This is a genomic window from Pseudomonas sp. GW821-FHT07F01 (assembly GCF_059418825.1).
In genome coordinates this window covers 324,196-342,188 of the sequence record NZ_JBWKQO010000001.1, presented here as the reverse complement: position 1 = coordinate 342,188, position 17,993 = coordinate 324,196, and the positions used below count along the sequence as shown (strand labels likewise).

General features: G+C 59.2%; 16 protein-coding genes and 1 pseudogene. 3 read left to right on the top strand and 14 right to left on the bottom strand.

Annotated elements, in window-relative coordinates; all coding sequences use genetic code 11:
- Positions 1-181: 181 nt before the first annotated feature.
- A complete protein-coding gene (locus AC07R1_RS01530) occupies positions 182-868 on the bottom strand; it encodes an HD domain-containing protein (protein ID WP_495110014.1) in 687 nt (228 codons plus the stop codon).
- Complete coding sequence (locus AC07R1_RS01525) at positions 865-1,473, bottom strand: TetR family transcriptional regulator (RefSeq protein WP_019095023.1); 609 nt, start codon at positions 1,471-1,473, stop codon at positions 865-867. Before AC07R1_RS01525 ends, AC07R1_RS01530 begins: the two co-directional genes overlap by 4 nt.
- Before the next feature lie 105 nt (positions 1,474-1,578).
- Between AC07R1_RS01525 and AC07R1_RS01520 the strand changes: the two genes are divergently transcribed.
- The gene (locus tag AC07R1_RS01520; RefSeq protein ID WP_495110013.1) at positions 1,579-3,093 is read left to right on the top strand and encodes a 2OG-Fe(II) oxygenase; all 1,515 of its coding nucleotides are present in this window, start codon (positions 1,579-1,581) and stop codon (positions 3,091-3,093) included.
- 196 nt (positions 3,094-3,289) lie between these two features.
- Here AC07R1_RS01520 and AC07R1_RS01515 read toward each other — a convergent pair whose 3' ends face one another.
- From AC07R1_RS01515 to AC07R1_RS01460, 12 genes and pseudogenes are all read right to left on the bottom strand, one after another.
- Positions 3,290-3,568, bottom strand: coding sequence for a hypothetical protein (locus AC07R1_RS01515; RefSeq protein WP_145714073.1), 279 nt, complete (start codon positions 3,566-3,568; stop codon positions 3,290-3,292).
- A 389-nt stretch (positions 3,569-3,957) separates the two neighbouring features.
- Entirely contained in the window at positions 3,958-4,329 is a 372-nt protein-coding gene (locus tag AC07R1_RS01510) for a hypothetical protein (protein ID WP_139187207.1), read from the bottom strand.
- Between the two features lie 309 nt (positions 4,330-4,638).
- Entirely contained in the window at positions 4,639-5,280 is a 642-nt protein-coding gene (locus AC07R1_RS01505) for a GIY-YIG nuclease family protein (protein ID WP_019095026.1), read from the bottom strand.
- Positions 5,281-5,511: 231 nt separating this feature from the next.
- Positions 5,512-6,422: pseudogene (rarD, locus tag AC07R1_RS01500) on the bottom strand (EamA family transporter RarD).
- Between the two features lie 38 nt (positions 6,423-6,460).
- A complete protein-coding gene (locus AC07R1_RS01495) occupies positions 6,461-7,387 on the bottom strand; it encodes a LysR family transcriptional regulator (RefSeq protein ID WP_495110012.1) in 927 nt (308 codons plus the stop codon).
- Positions 7,384-8,358, bottom strand: coding sequence for a quinone oxidoreductase family protein (locus AC07R1_RS01490; protein ID WP_011060644.1), 975 nt, complete (start codon positions 8,356-8,358; stop codon positions 7,384-7,386). The genes AC07R1_RS01495 and AC07R1_RS01490 overlap by 4 nt, the downstream gene beginning before the upstream one ends.
- Positions 8,359-8,697: 339 nt before the next feature.
- Positions 8,698-9,105: a hypothetical protein gene (locus AC07R1_RS01485; protein WP_495110011.1), complete on the bottom strand. Its 408-nt coding sequence runs from the start codon at positions 9,103-9,105 to the stop codon at positions 8,698-8,700.
- A 331-nt stretch (positions 9,106-9,436) separates the two neighbouring features.
- The gene (locus tag AC07R1_RS01480; RefSeq protein ID WP_495110010.1) at positions 9,437-10,372 is read right to left on the bottom strand and encodes a PoNe immunity protein domain-containing protein; all 936 of its coding nucleotides are present in this window, start codon (positions 10,370-10,372) and stop codon (positions 9,437-9,439) included.
- A 149-nt stretch (positions 10,373-10,521) separates the two neighbouring features.
- Entirely contained in the window at positions 10,522-11,070 is a 549-nt protein-coding gene (locus AC07R1_RS01475) for a cupin domain-containing protein (RefSeq protein WP_011060642.1), read from the bottom strand.
- A gap of 251 nt (positions 11,071-11,321) precedes the next feature.
- Positions 11,322-12,602 (bottom strand): NAD(P)/FAD-dependent oxidoreductase, encoded by a 1,281-nt coding sequence (locus tag AC07R1_RS01470; RefSeq protein ID WP_495110009.1) that lies wholly within the window; start codon positions 12,600-12,602, stop codon positions 11,322-11,324.
- Between the two features lie 55 nt (positions 12,603-12,657).
- Positions 12,658-14,148, bottom strand: coding sequence for an aldehyde dehydrogenase (locus AC07R1_RS01465; protein ID WP_019095741.1), 1,491 nt, complete (start codon positions 14,146-14,148; stop codon positions 12,658-12,660).
- A gap of 33 nt (positions 14,149-14,181) precedes the next feature.
- Entirely contained in the window at positions 14,182-15,558 is a 1,377-nt protein-coding gene (locus AC07R1_RS01460) for a glutamine synthetase family protein (protein ID WP_011060639.1), read from the bottom strand.
- Positions 15,559-15,824: 266 nt separating this feature from the next.
- Between AC07R1_RS01460 and AC07R1_RS01455 the strand changes: the two genes are divergently transcribed.
- The gene (locus tag AC07R1_RS01455; RefSeq protein WP_011060638.1) at positions 15,825-16,580 is read left to right on the top strand and encodes a gamma-glutamyl-gamma-aminobutyrate hydrolase family protein; all 756 of its coding nucleotides are present in this window, start codon (positions 15,825-15,827) and stop codon (positions 16,578-16,580) included.
- A 232-nt stretch (positions 16,581-16,812) separates the two neighbouring features.
- A complete protein-coding gene (potA, locus tag AC07R1_RS01450) occupies positions 16,813-17,955 on the top strand; it encodes a polyamine ABC transporter ATP-binding protein (RefSeq protein WP_495110008.1) in 1,143 nt (380 codons plus the stop codon).
- Positions 17,956-17,993: the final 38 nt, after the last annotated feature.

The window sequence follows — 17,993 nt, the reverse complement described above, 5'->3', positions numbered from 1 at the left end:
CTTCCCGAAGGTGGCACAACCGATCATGGCGCGCTTTTCCCGGACGCAGCCTGTGTGACCTGTAACCAGTTTTTTTGGGACCCGCTATGCCCCTTCATCTGTTTACGGTGACGGCTTGAACTGCAGAATGACCAGGCGCCTGCAAAGGCGAAATTCCCGCCCCTCCACTGGGGTCCGTTCCTCAGCCGAGGCGGTCGATGGCGCTTGTAAGATTGACGCGGGCTTGCTGTTCGAATGCATCGAAGTACGGTGCGGTCGTATAGATGCGCCCGCGTGCCAGGAAGCCCTCCAGGACCTGGCGCCGCTTTCGGCGGTACACAAACAGAGGTACATATCGGTACTCGCGACGGACTTGGCGGTCGTACTCCTCAAACCGCGCGGCCGATGCCCCAAGGATCGCCAGATCCGTGTCCACCAACACGGCCTCGTCTGCCGACGCTGGAGCGCCGTCGTGTCGCGTCACCATGATCAGGCCGTAAAGCCTGCGTCGGATTTCATCCCCCAGGCCGCTATCGCGTGCCACGTCGTCCAGCCATTGCGCACTGCGCAGCTCGTTGTCGCTGCGAAGGGGGTCGTATATGGCGTCATGAAACCAGAGTGCGAGGTCGACTTCAGCGGGGGCATGGCAGGCAGCGTTGATGAGCCGGCGCACCTGGAGGCATTCCTGCAAATGCTGGCAGTTGTGGTACGCACGATGGGGCTCGCGGTAGCGTCGAAGGAGCTCTTCATAGGTTGCTCGCGGCGGGCAGCCGGCGCCAAGCTCCGCCCAGAGGCGAGCCCAGGCGGCGAAATCCACACCATCAGGCAACTCGGGGGCGCCGTGCGCGCCGGCCGGAAAGAGGTTGCGCCCTTCTGGCGTTCCCCTCATCGCTCCTCCTCCCCATCAATGTACCGCTCGACCCAGGCGATCAACGTCGGTGCGGCAAAAGCCGTCGGCAGCAGTGGTCGCGCCGTGGTGGACAGCGTGAACGCCCCCTGGATAAAGCAGGTAATGCCCGCCACCAGCGCGTCGAGCCCTCGGGCGCGGCGTCCGCGTTCGGCGAACCGCTGCCGGAGCAGGCCCTTGAGAAGCTTCATCTGCGCCGCTAGCACAGCCTGATAGACCTCACGCACGTCCGGGTCGTGGGCCGACTGCTCGCCGATCATCACCCATGCCGCGACCGCATCGGGCTGCGCGTCCGAACCGTAGGCCAGGTGTGCTGCAATGTAGGCCTGAAGCCTTTGCTCGGCGGTCTGGGCCTCAGCGGCCCGGGACTCGTAGCGCTGATGGGCGTAGCCGGCCAGTGAGTCGACCAGTGCCACCAAGATCTCGCGCTTGTCCTTGAAGTGGTAGTGCACGAGGCCAGGCGCTAGCTCCGCATGCCGGGCGATGGCCGCTACGGTTGCGCCAGCGTAGCCGGCCTTGGCCATGACAGCCTGGAGTGCCGCCACGATCTGGCCGCGTCTTTCATCAGTGTTCGAGCGCCGTGCCATGTCACCTTTCCAATGTTGGTTGCGCGACCAGCTTAGCATTGACATCGACCCCGCCACACCCTAGCTTTCCAAATATTGGTTATCAGACCAACTTTGGAGATCACGATGAATTCCTTCGCTGAAAAACTGATGGCGAGGGCCACTGCTGCGTCGGCCTCGGTCGAGCTACCGCTGGGTGACCGGGTGCGGTGTGTCCTGGTGCACGAGTTTCTTTCAGCCAGCGAGTGCGAAGCGTTGATAGAAGCCACGGAGCAGTGCGGGTTCGCCAGCGCAGGGTCGGACTACCCGTCCTCCTACCGCGATAATGACCGGATCGTGGCAGACGACCCTGCTCTGGCCGGGCGGCTATTCGAACGTTTGAAGCACTGCGCCTTGCGGATGCCGAGGCTCGGGACGGTGATCGATGAGGACGGCTGGCATCTGGTCGGCATCAATGAGCGGCTGCGCTTCTGCCGCTACCGGCCCGGTACCCAGTTCCGTGCCCATCAGGATGGTGTCCACCATCGCCAGCACCAACAGTCACGCCTGACCTTCATGATTTATCTCAACGACGATGCATTCAGCGGCGGAGAGACCGTGTTCTTCGAGGGACGGTCCGCCGCCATGTCGAACCGGGATTCCACGCTCAGGCTGCGCCCCCGAAAGGGCAGCCTGATCGTATTCGACCACACACTCTGGCACGCCGGCGCCTTAGTGGACGCTGGCCAAAAATACGTCATGCGCAGTGACCTGATGTACGAGCCACAGCAATCCTTGCACGCCGACGGCCCCTTCCAGCCGGGCCACCGCGGTTACGTATGGGCGCTTGCCGACCTTGGCGACAGGGGCTTTGCAAGCGCCGGGCGTGACGCAACCATCCGGCTGTGGGATCGCGAGGGCCGGTGCCTGGGCCAGCTTGACGGACATACACAATCCATTCTGGGTCTGGTGGGCGTGGCGCCTGGCGAGCTTGTTTCTCACTCGCGGGATCGAACAGTCCGGCATTGGTCCTTGGCGACCGGCAAGTCAAGGTTGATCGGCACATCGGACTCGGCCGTCCTGTCCTCGGCAAAGTTAGGCGCTGGCCTCTTCGTAACCGGGGCTGCTGACGGTCGCGTGACAGTCTGGAACCTGGCGACAGGTGCCACGGACAAGCGTCAGGCCCACGCCTGCTGGGTCTGGGCGATCGCGCCTACGGCCAACGGTGGTTTCGCCACCGCATCGGAGGACGGAACCGTCAGGCTGTGGCAACCCGAGGAGCGGGACTGCGTACAAGTGCTCGATCTGGGCCGCCCCCTGAGAACGCTGGCGAGCTGGATCGACGCCAATGGCAGCGTCACCTTGGCCGTTGGTGATCTCGACGGCGCGGTGCACCTGCTAGCGACCGAACCGATGCTCGCGCTCCTGGATTGCCTTGCCGCTCATGACGGGCCTGTGCGGCGCGTGCGCTTCGAGGCGCGAGACATGCTGCTGACCTGCGGCGAGGACGGATTCGTCAAGCGCTGGAACCTGCCCTCACGGCAAGGGGTGAGCATCGGCTCACACGACAACTTTGCAACCGATGTGCTCCCCACCCGCTCCGGTGGCTGGATCAGCTGTGGGTATGACGGCCGGATATTGGTGCATGGCGACAAGGGTTAGGACGCCCTACTCCTGCGCTACCCAATACCAGACCGGCGGAGCCCCAAGGTGGTTCTTAAAAGTCAGTGAGCGGATCTGAGGCCAACGTCAGAGGCAGGACAGCGGGCACAAAGCCGATCGTTGGAAAGCGCCCCGTTCAATCATAAAGGCGACGCATTGCGTCGCCTTTTTTGTTGCTTCATTACTCAACCAGGGGTCAGGCAGGATCAGCCTGCCCTAAGGTTCTATCACCCAAGGTACGCAGCAGATCGAAGCCATCACTGAGCAACAGGCCGATGGCAAAGCGGATCTGTGAGAGGTCCTGCGGAACAGAAGCGCAGTCGAGGATTTCCAGCAGGTTGCGGGCTGCACCGATGCGTTGCTGAGCGCAGGTATACAGATCGGCCAACGAGGCGTTGGCGTCCAGGTAGAGGACGGGATGGTCAGTGTCGTTGCGGGTGAGCGGGATGGGATTGCAGGTAGGTGTGCGGGTCATTGGTGAAGCTCCATGAGAGACAAGTCTTTACCGCCGTCAAACAGCCAAATGGAATCGGCTAAGAGACGAGGTTTATGCCCATAGTTTTTTGGCCCGCGATGACCAGTCACTTAAGTTGCGGTGACGTGTTGGACTATAGAAGTGGTATTCGCTCGATGACAGTTTCTGGGTAAAAGATCGTTCGGTTTATCGTTTCAAAAACATACAGTGATCAGCTTATGACAGGCTGCCTTTGCCCGGAAGCAGCCTCTTACCAATGGCCGCTTTCGACCCTAAGCTGACGGTGGGCATAGGCAGAAATCGGCCAAAAGGTGCCTCACACGCATCTCAGCTTCGCCCCCATGACCCAGCCCGTCCCAGTGAGCGAAGTGAGCTCTTTGAGCGCGTTGTTAGGAGATAGTGAGGACATGCTGGTAGACAGTGCTTCTTTCGGTATCACAGAATAATTTTTTATGAGCTCCTGTCAAAACGTTTGCCTCGACGTTGCCTGCAATTGCTCTGTAATGAGCTCCCCTCATGTTTTTATAAATATCGAAGAAACCACTTTCGGGGAGTCCAGTGTCTTTTTTTGAAAGCAACGCGCCGTAGATTGCTGTTTTGCTGTCGCAAATACCTCTGCACGCCTCCTCAAAAGTATCCCATACCTCGTTCTTTGGCGTGCCTGTTTTGAAGACATTGTAAATTTTCGGGTAAGAAACAGTTTTCCTGTCTCTTGCAGCTGAGATCAGAATTTCTCGGATTGTCTGAATCGGGTCTTGCATAGTTTGGCCATTCCCTAACTGTAAGTAGACGACACACGCGGGATAAAATTTTCCGCCACTTGTGTCTGATAAAGTTACTTCCCCTTCAGCAGCACCTTAGGTACGGCTATAACGCGACAATAGCGGGGGAAAAGCGACATGAGTCTTCACGGAGATTACGAAGTCGCTAGCAACGTGTCCATGGCCTGTTACTGCTGCTGCTCGTAACGAGCCACCCTCCCCGAGGGTGACGCTTCTGGCCGAAAACTGTCAGTCAAGGTAGGAAAATCAACCCTGCTCCATTGCTTCCTTCGCTCCCTCCCTACCGGCTCACGCCTCCTCAATTTTCCGGTGAATCGCGATTAGATCAGGAAGGAATTTTAGACAATTCCCTGTAAAAAACTCTCGGGACTTATTGATCCGATATTTATCAAACAAACAATGCAAAGCCTGCTCTAGCTTTGAATAGTTTGTGGTTTCAAGCTGGCTTAAGATCGTGAAGCGAAAAGGTACCCCCGTCGTATAGAGCTGTGTGATGCGCTTGTCGACTGACCCACTGGTTATTCCAATCTTTACGATCTCGACTTGCTCAGCGGTATAGAGACCGGTGGAGAGCACGTACAGCGTCCCGATATCCGCCTCTAGCTTGGCAAGGTCCTCCCCCTCAATGAAATCATCAGCCTTGGTGTCCACTGAGGCGGCGTCTGCCAAGAGAGTCATTAGGTGAGGCTTACGACTTTTATCTGCCGCGATGTCCGAGGCGCCTCTGCAGGCTAAGTAAATTCGGGCAAGAACAGCATGGTCAACATCTTTGTAGTTACCTGCTGCGACGTTTTTCAAATGGCTTGGCGTGCCAACGTACTGAGGGTATCCGGTCTTCACGAACTCTCGGATCTGTTGCGGTGTCAGTCCCTCAGGGTGCTGCCGAAGAATCTCCCGTACCACATCGGTGAAGCTTAGTTCGCCCTGCATACTCAATCCTAGAAAATGCTGATTTACGTTGATGGTACCAGCGGATCAACCAATGAAACATAACTCACGCACATCGCAGAAATACGCTTTTCTTCACAACTTGTGACGACTCCTGCTGGCCGATAGGTGCCTCTCGCAAAGGGCAGCTACCGGCCAATAGCGGCCCGTCAGATCCTGCTGAAGTCATCCCTTAGATGCCGGTGAGCAACTGTAGAGTTCTAGTCTCACTTCTCAATCGAAACTACACAATTCCACTTTGGCCTTTGCTGAATGCTGTTCGCGTGCTGAAAACCATGCTGCCCACAAATAGCGTCCACCGTCTAAAACAAGCAACCCAACCGCAGTCCAGATTGGCACATATGTCAGCCACTGTTCAGGCTTGATCCGCTCACCTAGGATCAACGCTACTGCGACCATCAATATCGGTTCTACGTAACCCAGTAAACCGAACAGGCTGAACGGTAGATGCTTTCCTGCAACGGTGTAGGACATGAATGCCGCCGAACTGATGATTGCCAACAGCGCAAGCAATAGATACAAATTGGGCACCTGAGTGAACACCCCCGGCGTCGACCTGACTCCCATCGCAAAATAGGCGGCAACCGGTAGCGTAAGCCGAGGCTCGCGGTAGAGAGCTTACGCCGCAACATGAAATACAGTGGAAAACCGAAGGCAACCAACAGCGTAGACCACGATATTTTCCCAACCTGATAAAGCTCATTGAGCGCGCCTAGCCCAGCGCAAAGAGCGGCAATTTTTTGGATTGGTGTCAGCTGGTCACCGTAAGCAACTTTGCCGAACAGGAGCATTACGAGAGGCAGCAGGAATTAGCCAAGTGAAACATCGAGGCCATGCCCGTTGAGCGGTGCCCACATGAATAGCCATTGCTGGGTACCCAGCAGAGCGCTGCTCAAGCGAAGTCCGATGAGTAACCGTGGCCTCTGCCTAAGGCGTTGCCAGACGATCTTCACTTGGCACCATGCTCCGCTAATTATTAAAAAAGCGGTGATACAAGGCAGCATCAGCAGCATGCGCCAGCCAAAAATTTCCACTCCAGTGAGTGGGGATAGCAAGGTTGCGTAGTAGTAAAGGATGGCGAAAAGGCAGGATGAAGTGATAGACAGAGCGACGCCTTTGAACAAGGGGCCTCCATTTCTTTGAAGTGAGAATTATCCGACGGCTAAATTGCCCATGGGGGCGCGGGAATAAATTTTGATTCGACCCATTTTTTGAAGGCCGTTACTACGGCGCTGGGAAACTTAGATGAGGGTCTAACCAGATAAACCCCTCCGGCGGTGTCCAACTGCCAGTCCGGGAGAACATGACGCAACTTTCCGGCCGCAATGTCATGACGCATCAACCATTCGCCAGCACCCAATATTCCTGAATCAGCGCAAGCCGCGGCGAGTAATGATTCGCTGTCGTTGGCCGTCAGGTTTCCTTTTGGCAAGACGGTCTGGAATTCGCTGCCGCGATAAAGTTTCCACTGCGGAAAAGACGCAAGACCACTGAAGCGAAGACAATTGTGCTCGATCAGGTCGTGTGGGGTTTCGGGCATGCCGTGCTTTTCGATATACGCCGGCGAAGCACAAAGAATCCGGCGATGGTCACTAAGTTGCATTGCTATTAGTCGGTTGTCTTCCAGTTCTCCGATCCGGATCGCAACGTCAAATCCTTCGTCAATGATGTCGACCAGGCGTTCGCTATAGTCTGCGAGAATCGAGACGTGCGGATGATCCCTGAGAAACTCCGGCAACATGGGGCCAAGCCATCGCCGTCCCATAGCTGCCGGCAGAGCGAGTCGCAAGGTACCTCGAACTTCGTTAGCACCTTCCGCCGCCTGCTGCTGAGCTACATCCATCAGGTCTATGGCCGCGCGCAAACGCTCTTCAAGCTTGGAGCCCACTTGCGTAATTCGGACTTGCCGTGTGGAGCGCTCGACGAGACGGACTCCCAGGCGCTTTTCCATCGCGGCCAGTCGTTTCGAAACGATGGTAGGGTGTCGCTGCAGAAGCCTGCCTGCAGCGACAAAGGAGCCTTGCGAGGCAACGGCCAGAAACGCAGCGATTTCGTCACTGTGCTGATTATTCAGAACGTCAAGATTCATGGTTTTAGAATGATAGCTCCTGAGGACTGCCCCGACTCCAACGCTGTGTGCGCCAGCGATGCATCTTTCAAAGCGTAGCTGGCCCAGATACGAGGTTTGATAATCCCCGACTCTATAGCTGCCAACACATCCTGTGCCCGCTCTTGATATTCAGCCGCGCTGGCGGTGTGCGCTGCAAGCGATGGACGCGTCAGAAACAGCGATCCTTTAGCGTTAAGCGTTGACAACTCAACAGCCGAGGGCGCACCTGACGATGCCCCAAACGATACCATCAGTCCGCGTGGGCGTAGGCTATCCAAAGACGCCTCGAAGGAAGCACGTCCGATTGGGTCATAGACCACATCGACCTTTCGGCCTTGGGTAATACGACTGACCTCGGATGCCAGGTTGTTGGCGTCGAACACCAGTACCTCATCACAACCTGATGTCAGTGCTTTTTCAACACTGGCTTGTTTTGAAACTACACCGATCACTGTCGCCCCAAGGTGTTTGGCCCAGGGCACCATGATCTCTCCCAATCCTCCCGCCACACCATAAATCAGGACAGTTTTGCCGTGGGTTACTGGATAGGTGGTTTTTAGCAAGTACTGCGCTGTAATGCCTTTGAACATGACAGCGGCAGCATCATCGAAGGACAAGGTTTCGGGTATCTTCACCAGCCGCTCTGCCGGATAAAGTCGGGCGGACGCGTATGATCCTATAGGTCCGGTGGCATAAGCGACACGATCGCCAACCTGAACGTTACTGACACCTTCACCAATGATGACGACCCGTCCGGCTCCCTCTAATCCGAGAACGGATGGCAGCGCAACAGGCGTTACGCCCTTTCGTTGAGTCACGTCGAGGAAGTTGACCCCAATGGCCTCCTGTTCAATCCAAACCTCACCTGGCCCTGGCAATTGCTCATTCACTGGTTCCAGTTTCAGAACCTCAGGCGCGCCGAATTGGTTAAAACGGATAGCGGATATCATGGTAATTTTCTCCACAGTCAGAAGCTGTTTCCAAGCCGATGCCGCCAGTGTGAGAACTCAACCTCAGATGAACAAGATGGGCTTAATGCAGAACATTAATGCATTAATTGCAGCAATAGCATCGTTAAATCAACTGCAGCGCAAGACGATGAGGGGCGAACAGAGCTGAGGGAAAAAAGTAGCTGCTACGTGTGCGCAACGAGTCGATTCAATAGTTCAGGAGCGACCGCTTCTGGCCGATTGCGGCCTGTCACGAACGGTAGAAATCGGCCAAATGCAGTCATTGAGTATCAAGAGGCGGTTCAGTAGAACCGCGGCCTGTAGATCCTTTTGCGTTCTTCAGATCAATGCAGTGGCCTTTTTTTCAACTAGCCCAGCTCCCACTACCAGCATTTCAGGCAAGCTTTTTCTATCTTCGTCTGATGCAGCGCCGATATGAACATCACCTTTCCACAGCTCCCCAGCTACAACTCTAAGATCTAGGTCTGTCTGAGTGCTTCTTAAATCCTCGTGCCCAACGTAGTGCCAGCGTTTTTTTTGAATAGGTGCTTTTGATGTGTAAAGCAGGAGATCAAATCTGTCAGGTAACTCGTCCGGAAGTCTTTGTTCAGTAGAAAAAAATTTATATATTCCAAGCAAAATGGTGTCTTTGTATCGCTCTGATACATACAAAACCTTGGCTGGCTTAAATCCTCCTTCTACAGGGATCAATACGATGTCACCAGCTGTCGTTTTCTTGAGTTTCACAGTCCGAGTCTCTTCAAAGTTTCATTAAATAACTGATCGGTACCGGTTAGCGACGGCCCGTCTTCGGCCGTCGCTATGCATGGTCAAACCTCAGTCTGCTTCGTCCTCTCCAGGGCGTCATCGGTCTCAATACCCAGATATCGAACGGTGCTCTCCAGCGTCGAATGGCCGAGCAGCAGTTGAACCGCCCGCAGGCTCTTTGTCCTGCGACTTGAAGCCTTACTCGGATGGCCGAGATTTCTCTCAGGATGCCGTTGAGTCGATAGCAGCCCCTTCTGCACTCGACCAGAAACTAGCGTTGGAAAACGCTACAACGAATGGCAGCCCACCCCTACCCCTGCGCCACCCAATACCAGACCGCTCCCCCCTCAAACGCCGGCATCACTTCCCCCTCCGCAAAGCAGCGCCGCGACTCCGGCGCCGCCGGGGTAAACCAATAACCGGCCTTGCTGCAAAACTGCCCCGCCACCACCGGCGCTACATGTTTCGGGTGACTTGGCTGAAGATTTCTCGCGTAGGCCAGCAGATCCTTGGGATAGACCCTGTGCTCGACCCCGCTGTCATCGATGCCATACAGAAAGGCGATGGCTGCCGCCTCGAACGCCCAATACCCGCAATAGCTGCCCTCGTCCCCTTGCAGGTGGCTGTCGTGCCAAGGCGCCTGTTCGAACGCGGGGTACCAGTCGTCACAGTACTGCTGCAGAAGGTCGCTGGCCTCGGTCGGGTCGTCGGCGTAGATGGCTTGTATCAGCGGTGTGTAGACGTCGTGGTACCAGTCATCGACGTCATATCGGTCGGGCAGCAGTTTGCACAGCAGGTCTTCGTAGAGGGTGTCGTCCCCGGCGTAACCCGCGGGGTCGATCAGGGCCACGAAGCGTTGGAGCAGGTCGGTGCGGTGCAGCAGGATGCACAGGCTGAACACCTGGACGCACTCTTGGTACTGGTCGAGCCAGTCGTCGATCGCCAAGGGGGTGATGTTCGGAATCTGGTTGTACTGGGCCAGTTGTCTTTGCAGGTGTTCGTAACTGTCCACCAGGGTTTCCAGCAGGGGAATCAGCAGGTCGATGCTGTGGCCGGCGGTATAGCGGATGAGGATTTCCTTGAAGATCCACTTCTGGAAATGCCGGGCCCTGAGGGACTTTTCCTGTGCTTCGGAGTCGGACTCAAAGGTGTTCTCGGTAAAGAACTCCACGCTGTGCTGGTAGTTGCTGAAGAAGTTCGCAAGGCGCGCTGCGCTGAGGAATGCTTGTCGTCTGTCCTTGATCATGGGTCTTCCTTACCTGAACGACGCCCGCTCCAGGCATTGCCGGCAAGCGCGGCAACGCGCAGTCACCGGTCCAAAAAACAAAGCCCGCGACACAAGGCGCAGGCTGGATAGGGTTGCAGCAGGTCGAGCCGGATCAGTTACCCGGCCCCTTAGAAGTTCGCCGGGGTGTTGGCGCTGATGATTTCCGCCTCATCCTGGCCAATATTGCGGAAGCTGTGGGGCAAGGTGGTGGGGAAGTAATAGCCATCCCCCGGGTTGAGCACGCTGACTTGCCCGTCCACGGTCAACTCCACGGTGCCGCGGGTCACCAGGCCGCACTCCTCGCCTTCGGCATGCACGATGGCTTCTTCGCCGGAGCTGGCGCCGGGGGCGTATTGCTCGCGCAGAAAGCGCATCTGCCGGTTGGCCACCGGGGCGCCGATCATCAACAGGCGCAGGCCGTCGCGGCCCAGGTCGGGCTGTTCGTTGGCGCGGAACACGTATTGGTGCTCACGGGGCGGCTGGTCGAAGGTGAAGAAGTCGGCCAGGGACATGGGGATGCCTTCCAGCAGCTTTTTCAGGGAGCTGACGGAGGGGCTGACGCGGTTCTGTTCGATCAGGGAGATGGTGGCATTGGTTACGCCGCTACGACGGGCCAGCTCGCGCTGGGAGAGTTTGTAGCTTTCGCGAACGAGTTTGAGTCGGGTGCCCGTGTCCATAACAGCCTTATGTGAGAAGTACTTAAGGGTATTTTTGCGGCGGTTGGGTCGCGAACGTCGCGATTTGGCTGCCCTGGAGCCTGAAAAGGCGGCTATTTAAACATGTTTGACAGGCAAGCTGTAAAGACTGGCGATGAGGGGTGCCGCGGGGGAAATGTGGGCGTTGTCGGGGGGGCGTCGGGAGGTCCTGCGGACCTCGTCGCAGCCTGCGGCAGCGGCTACAGGGTGGAGGCTGTAGCCGCGGTGCACATTCAGATGCCGAAGCGGTCGCGCAGGGCGTAGTACGCGGCGCCCATGGCGGTCAACGGGGCCTGGAAGGTGCGCCCGCCGATCATCGGCATGTGCGGCAGGGAGGCGAAGGCGTTGAAGCGCTCGGCGTCGCCGCGGATCATTTCGGCAATCAGCTTGCCCGCCAGGTGTGAACAGGTAACACCGTGGCCGCTGTAGCCCTGCATGTAGTAGGCGTTCTTTTCGATACGGCCGAATTGCGGCATGCGCGACATGGTCAGCAGGAAATTGCCGGTCCAGCGGTAGTCGATCTTCACGTCCTTGAGCTGGGGGAAGGTCTTGAGGATCTTCGGCCGGATCAGTTGCTCGATATCATCCGGTTCCCGGGCGCCGTAGACCACGCCGCCGCCGTACAGCAGACGGTTGTCGCCGGTCAGGCGGAAGTAGTCCAGCAGGTAGTTGCAGTCTTCCACGCAGTAGTTGTTGCTGATCAGGCTGCGGGCCAGTTGTTCCGGCAACTGCTCGGTGACCACGATCTGCGAACCGCAGGGCATGCTCTTGCGGGTCACGCGGGGGTCGAGGTCCTGCTGCAGGTAGGCGTTGCCGGCGATCAGCAGGTATTTGGCGCGGACCACGCCCTTGGCGGTACGCACCACGTTGGGTTCGCCGTAGGTGATTTCCACCGCCGCCGACTGTTCGAAGATCTTGCCGCCCAGGCCGATGATGGCGCTGGCTTCGCCCAGGGCCAGGTTCAGCGGGTGGATGTGGCCGCCCTGCATGTCCAGCAGGCCGCCGATGTAGTTCTTGGTGCCGACTTCGCGGTCGATCTGCGCCTTGTCGAGCATCTTCAGGTTGTTATTGCCCAGGCGCTCCCAGTTGCGCTTCTGTTCCGCCAGGCCCTTGAGCTGCTTGTTGTTCAGGGCGGCGAAGATGCCACCGGGGCGGTAGTCGCACTGGATGTCGTAGTGCTGGATGCGCTGGCGGATGATCTCGGCGCCTTCGAAGATCATGCTGCCGAGTACTTCGGCGCTTTTTTCGCCGTAGCGTTCTTCGATCACGTCCACGTCGCGGCTGTAGGAGTTGACCAGTTGCCCGCCGTTGCGCCCGCTGGCGCCGAAGCCGACCTTGGCCGCTTCCAGCACGGTGACGCTGTAGCCGGCTTCCGCCAGGAACAAGGCCGAGGACAGGCCGGTGTAGCCGGCGCCGATCACGCAGACGTCGCACTCCACCAACTCTTCGAGTTGCGGGTAGTCGGTGGTCTGGTTGCGGGTCGCCGCGTAGTAGCTGTTCACGTAGGTTTGCATGAGAAATTCCCCAGCGGGTACGGGCCCAGGCCCGCCGCCGCTGTTGTTATAAGAGTTAGAGCTTGATCCAGGTCGCTTTGAGCTCGGTGTATTTGTCGAAGGCGTGCAACGACTTGTCGCGGCCATTGCCGGACTGTTTGAAGCCGCCGAACGGAGCGGTCATGTCGCCGCCGTCGTACTGGTTGACCCACACACTGCCGGCCCGCAGGCCACGGGCAAAACGGTGGGCGCGGCTGAGGTTGGCGGTCCAGACCCCGGCCGCCAGGCCGAAGATGCTGTCGTTGGCGATCTGCAGCGCTTCTTCTTCGGTATCGAAACTGATGACCGACAGCACCGGGCCGAAGATCTCTTCCCGGGCGATGGTCATGGCGTTGGTCACGCCGTCGAAGATCGTCGGCTCGACATACAGGCCGCCAGTGCTTTGCAGGGCACGGGCACCACCGGCCAACAGTTGGCCGCCCTGCTCCTTGCCGATGTCGATGTAGCGCAGCACGTTCTCCAGCTGGCGCTGGTCCACTACCGCGCCGACCCGGGTCTCGGGGTCGAGGGCGTGGCCCGGTTTCCAGCCCTTGAGGGCCTCCACCAGCAGCGGGATGAACTGCTCGCGGATCGAGCGCTGCACCAGCAGGCGCGAGCCGGCGGTGCAGACTTCGCCCTGGTTGAAGGCGATGGCTGCGGCCGCCGCCTCGGCGGCTTCGCGCAGGTCCGGGGCATCGGCAAACACCACGTTGGGGCTCTTGCCACCGGCTTCCAGCCACACCCGCTTCATGTTGCTCTCGCCGGCATACACCAGCAGTTGCTTGCCCACGGCGGTGGAGCCGGTGAAGGCCAGCACGTCCACATCCATGTGCAGGGCCAGGGCCTTGCCGACGGTGTGGCCGTAACCCGGCAGGACGTTGAACACGCCCTTGGGGATTCCGGCGTCCAGGGCCAGCTGGGCGATGCGGATCGCGGTCAACGGCGACTTTTCCGACGGCTTGAGAATGAACGAGTTGCCCGCCGCCAGGGCCGGGGCGAATTTCCAGCTGGCCATGATCAGCGGGAAATTCCACGGCACGATGGCCGCTACCACGCCTGCCGGTTCCCGGGTCACCAGGCCCAGCTGGTCGTGGGGCGTGGCCGCCACTTCGTCGTAGAGCTTGTCGATGGCTTCGGCGTTCCAGCGGATGGCGTTGGCCGTGGCCGGAATGTCGATGGCCATGGAGTCGCCAATCGGCTTGCCCATGTCCAGGGTTTCCAGGAGCGCCAGTTCTTCCTGGTGCTCAAGGATCAGTTCGGCAAAGCGCGTGAGGATGCGCTTGCGCTCGGCCGGGGCCTTGCCCGACCAGACGCCACTGTTGAACGCCTGGCGCGCCACGGCCACCGCACGATCGGCATCGGCCTGATCGGTGCTGGCGACGTTGGCCAGGAAGCGCCCGTCCACCGGGCTCAGGCATTCAAAGGTGGCACCGCTGGCGGCGGCGCAGTACTGGCCGTCGATAAAGGCACGGCCTTCGAGGCTGAGGGACTGGAAGTGCTGCTCCCAGTCGCTGCGGGATTTAGTCATGGCAAATACTCAACGCAGGAAGTGACACGGTCATCAGACCGTGTGCAGGTACCAGTTGTATTCCAGGTCGGAGATGGAGTTTTCGAACTCCGCCAACTCGCTTTCCTTACAGGCCACGAACACGTCGATGTACATCGGGTCGATGTACTTGGCCATCACTTCGCTGTCGTCCAGTACGCGCAGGGCGTCCCGCAGGTTGGTGGGCAGGCTTTGTTCGTTCTGCTCGTAGGAGTTGCCTTCAACCGGCGCGCCCGGGTCGATCTTGTTGGTCAGGCCGTGGTGAATGCCCGCCAGCACCGAAGCCATCAGCAGGTAAGGGTTGGCGTCGGCGCCAGCCACCCGGTGCTCGATGCGCACCGCATCGGCAGAACCTGTGGGTACGCGCACGGCCACGGTGCGGTTGTCGATGCCCCAGGTCGGCGAGTTCGGCACGTAGAACTGCGCACCGAAGCGGCGGTACGAGTTGACGTTGGGGCACAGGAAAGCCATCTGCTGCGGCAGGGTGTCGAGCACGCCGCCGATGGCATGGCGCAGGGCTTCGTTGGTCTCTGGGTCTTCGCTGGCGAAGATGTTGTTGCCCTGTTTGTCGAGGATCGAGATGTGCACATGCAGGCCGTTGCCCGCCTGGCCCGGATAAGGCTTGGCCATGAAGGTGGTGTCCATTTCATGGTCGTAGGCGATGTTCTTTACCAGGCGCTTGAGCAGTACTGCGTAGTCACAGGCCTTGATCGGGTCGCTGACGTGGTGCAGGTTGACTTCGAACTGCGCCGGGGCGCTTTCCTTGACGATGGCGTCGGCCGGAATGCCCTGCTCTTTCGCGCCTTCGAGGATGTCTTGCAGGCAGTCGACGTACTCGTCGAGGTCGTCGATCAGGTAGACCTGGGTCGAATGCGGACGCTTGCCGGAGATCGGCGAACGAGGCGACTGCGGACGGCCGTTCACGTTGTCCTGGTCGATCAGGTAGAACTCCAGTTCAAAGGCCGCGCAGATGGTCAGGCCCATCTCATCGAACTTGCTCACCACCTGGCGCAGCACTTCGCGGGGGTCGGCGAAGAACGGCTGGCCTTCGATCTCGTGCATGGTCATCAGCAGTTGCGCGGTGGGGCGCTTCTGCCAGGGCTCGACGCTCAGGGTGCCGGGGATCGGGTAGCAGATGCGGTCGGCATCACCGATGTCCAGGCCCAGGCCGGTGCTTTCCACCGTGGAACCGTTGATATCCAGGGCAAACAGCGAGGCGGGCAGGTTGATGCCCTTCTCATAGACCTTGTGCAGCGCGGTGCGCTCGATGCGCTTGCCGCGCACCACACCGTTCATGTCTGCAATCAGCAGATCGACGTAGAGAACCTCGGGGTGTTTTTTCAGGAAGGCATTGGCTTCATTGAGTTGAATGGCACGCGGGGGGACCGACATGATGCACCTATTGTGTTAATTATTATGTTCACTGCTGTGACACGCCAGCAGTCAACCCGAAAGAAAAACCGGAGTCAATAGCCAACAGCAGCCACCATTCGTCAATTATTTTGCCTCACTAAAGGTCGATACGCCGCGCAATCCGCGCCGCCTGCGGGTTTCAAGCAGATAATGTTTAGAATTTTTTACATGGAAGTTGTTAATTAAAATCAACGAGGATAAGCTCTGGAAAAACTCGTTCCAGCGTGAATTTCGAGGTGATAAAAATGGCATTCAAGCCATTGATCGGCGTTACTGCGTGCGTCAAAGAGATCGGCCTGCACCCCTACCACGTCAGCGGCGACAAGTACTTGCGTGCTGTCAGCGTCGCGGCCGAGGGCCTGCCCCTGATCATTCCTTCCCTGGCGGATCTGATCGACATCGACGATCTGCTGCGGCAAGTGGATGGGCTGCTGTTTACCGGCTCGCCATCCAATGTCGAACCCTTCCATTACCAAGGCACTCCCAGCGAGCCGGGCACCGCCCACGACCCGCAGCGCGATGCCACCACCCTGCCCCTGCTGCGCGCGGCGATTGCCGCCGGCGTGCCGGTGCTCGGCATCTGCCGCGGCTTCCAGGAAATGAACGTGGCCTTCGGCGGCAGCCTGCACCAGAAGGTGCATGAACTGCCGGGCTACATGGACCACCGCGAAGCCGACGATCCGCGCATCGAAGTGCAGTACGCCCCGGCGCACCCGGTGGCGATCCAGCCCGGCGGTGTGTTCGAGGCCATGGGCCTGGGCGGTGAGATCCAGGTCAACTCGATCCACAGCCAGGGCGTCGACCGCCTGGCCCCCGGCCTGCGGGTCGAGGCCGTGGCCCCGGACGGCCTGATCGAGGCGCTGTCGGTGGAACACAGCAAGGCCTTCGCCTTCGGCGTGCAGTGGCACCCGGAATGGCAGGTGCTGTCGAACCCGGCCTACCTGCGGATCTTCCAGGCCTTTGGCGACGCCTGCCGGCAACGGGCCGCACAACGGCGCTGAACCACCGGCCGCGGCCACAACCCAGACGATTCATCACGCCCTGCCCCGCGGCGAGCGCGCCTGTGCGCGCCCGTCGTCCAGCGTGAGCAACACACGGCAAGACCACAACAACAAATAGCGTCAGGCCGCCAGGGAGGCAGCGCCGAATCAGCCCGCACTCACTGCGGGCTGGCAATCAACCTTTAGGCCCGGCCGAATTGATCGGGCTGCTGACACCTGTTGGGAGTTTCACATGGCAAACGCCTCCAGCACTTACCGCAAGGCCCTCGAAGGCACTCCGAGCCCGCAGAAGGTCCTGGTCAAGATCGACCGCGTGACCAAGAAGTTCGATGAAACCGTGGCCGTGGACGATGTGTCCCTGGAGATCCACCAAGGCGAGATCTTTGCCCTGCTGGGCGGTTCCGGCTCCGGCAAATCCACCCTGCTGCGCATGCTCGCCGGCTTCGAACGCCCCACCGAAGGCCGCATCCTGCTGGATGGCGTGGACATCACCGACATGCCGCCCTACGAGCGGCCGATCAACATGATGTTCCAGTCCTACGCCCTGTTCCCCCACATGACCGTGGCCCAGAACATTGCCTTCGGCCTCAAGCAGGACCGCCTGCCGGCCAGCGAGATCGACGCCCGGGTCGAGGAAATGCTCAAGCTGGTGCACATGACCCAGTACGCCAAGCGCAAGCCGCACCAGCTCTCCGGTGGCCAGCGCCAGCGCGTGGCCCTGGCCCGCTCCCTGGCCAAGCGCCCCAAGCTGCTCTTGCTGGACGAACCCATGGGCGCCCTGGACAAGAAACTGCGCTCGCAGATGCAACTGGAACTGGTGGAGATCATCGAGCGCGTGGGCGTGACCTGCGTGATGGTAACCCACGACCAGGAAGAGGCCATGACCATGGCCCAGCGCATCGCCATCATGCACCTGGGCTGGATCGCCCAGACCGGCAGCCCGGTGGACATCTACGAAGCGCCGGTGAGCCGCCTGGTGTGCGAATTCATCGGCAACGTCAACGCCTTCGACGGCACCGTTACCGAAGACCTGGAAGGCTACGCCATCATCGACTGCCCGGACCTCGAGCAGCAGATCTACGTCGGCCACGGGGTCAGCACCTCGGTGCAGGACAAGTCGGTGACCTACGCCATCCGCCCGGAAAAGATGCTGGTCACCACCCTCAAGCCCGACGCCCGCTACAACTGGTCCAAGGGCAAGGTGCATGACATCGCCTACCTGGGCGGTCACTCGGTGTTCTACGTCGAGCTGCCTGGCGGCAAGATCGTCCAGTCGTTCATGGCCAACGCCGAGCGCCGTGGCTCGCGGCCGACCTGGGATGACGAAGTCTACGTCTGGTGGGAAGACGACAGCGGCGTGGTACTGCGAGCATGAGTACATCGACCATGAGCACTTTCAATCAGAAGCTGTTC

What these genes read in the sequence shown, in the direction of transcription:
- AC07R1_RS01530 (WP_495110014.1), bottom strand. Translation starts at nt 868, where the DNA reads ATGAGGGGAACGCCAGAAGGGCGCAACCTCTTTCCGGCCGGCGCGCAC.
- AC07R1_RS01525 (WP_019095023.1), bottom strand. Translation starts at nt 1,473, where the DNA reads ATGGCACGGCGCTCGAACACTGATGAAAGACGCGGCCAGATCGTGGCG.
- AC07R1_RS01520 (WP_495110013.1), top strand. Translation starts at nt 1,579, where the DNA reads ATGAATTCCTTCGCTGAAAAACTGATGGCGAGGGCCACTGCTGCGTCG.
- AC07R1_RS01515 (WP_145714073.1), bottom strand. Translation starts at nt 3,568, where the DNA reads ATGACCCGCACACCTACCTGCAATCCCATCCCGCTCACCCGCAACGAC.
- AC07R1_RS01510 (WP_139187207.1), bottom strand. Translation starts at nt 4,329, where the DNA reads ATGCAAGACCCGATTCAGACAATCCGAGAAATTCTGATCTCAGCTGCA.
- AC07R1_RS01505 (WP_019095026.1), bottom strand. Translation starts at nt 5,280, where the DNA reads ATGCAGGGCGAACTAAGCTTCACCGATGTGGTACGGGAGATTCTTCGG.
- AC07R1_RS01495 (WP_495110012.1), bottom strand. Translation starts at nt 7,387, where the DNA reads ATGAATCTTGACGTTCTGAATAATCAGCACAGTGACGAAATCGCTGCG.
- AC07R1_RS01490 (WP_011060644.1), bottom strand. Translation starts at nt 8,358, where the DNA reads ATGATATCCGCTATCCGTTTTAACCAATTCGGCGCGCCTGAGGTTCTG.
- AC07R1_RS01480 (WP_495110010.1), bottom strand. Translation starts at nt 10,372, where the DNA reads ATGATCAAGGACAGACGACAAGCATTCCTCAGCGCAGCGCGCCTTGCG.
- AC07R1_RS01475 (WP_011060642.1), bottom strand. Translation starts at nt 11,070, where the DNA reads ATGGACACGGGCACCCGACTCAAACTCGTTCGCGAAAGCTACAAACTC.
- AC07R1_RS01470 (WP_495110009.1), bottom strand. Translation starts at nt 12,602, where the DNA reads ATGCAAACCTACGTGAACAGCTACTACGCGGCGACCCGCAACCAGACC.
- AC07R1_RS01465 (WP_019095741.1), bottom strand. Translation starts at nt 14,148, where the DNA reads ATGACTAAATCCCGCAGCGACTGGGAGCAGCACTTCCAGTCCCTCAGC.
- AC07R1_RS01460 (WP_011060639.1), bottom strand. Translation starts at nt 15,558, where the DNA reads ATGTCGGTCCCCCCGCGTGCCATTCAACTCAATGAAGCCAATGCCTTC.
- AC07R1_RS01455 (WP_011060638.1), top strand. Translation starts at nt 15,825, where the DNA reads ATGGCATTCAAGCCATTGATCGGCGTTACTGCGTGCGTCAAAGAGATC.
- potA (WP_495110008.1), top strand. Translation starts at nt 16,813, where the DNA reads ATGGCAAACGCCTCCAGCACTTACCGCAAGGCCCTCGAAGGCACTCCG.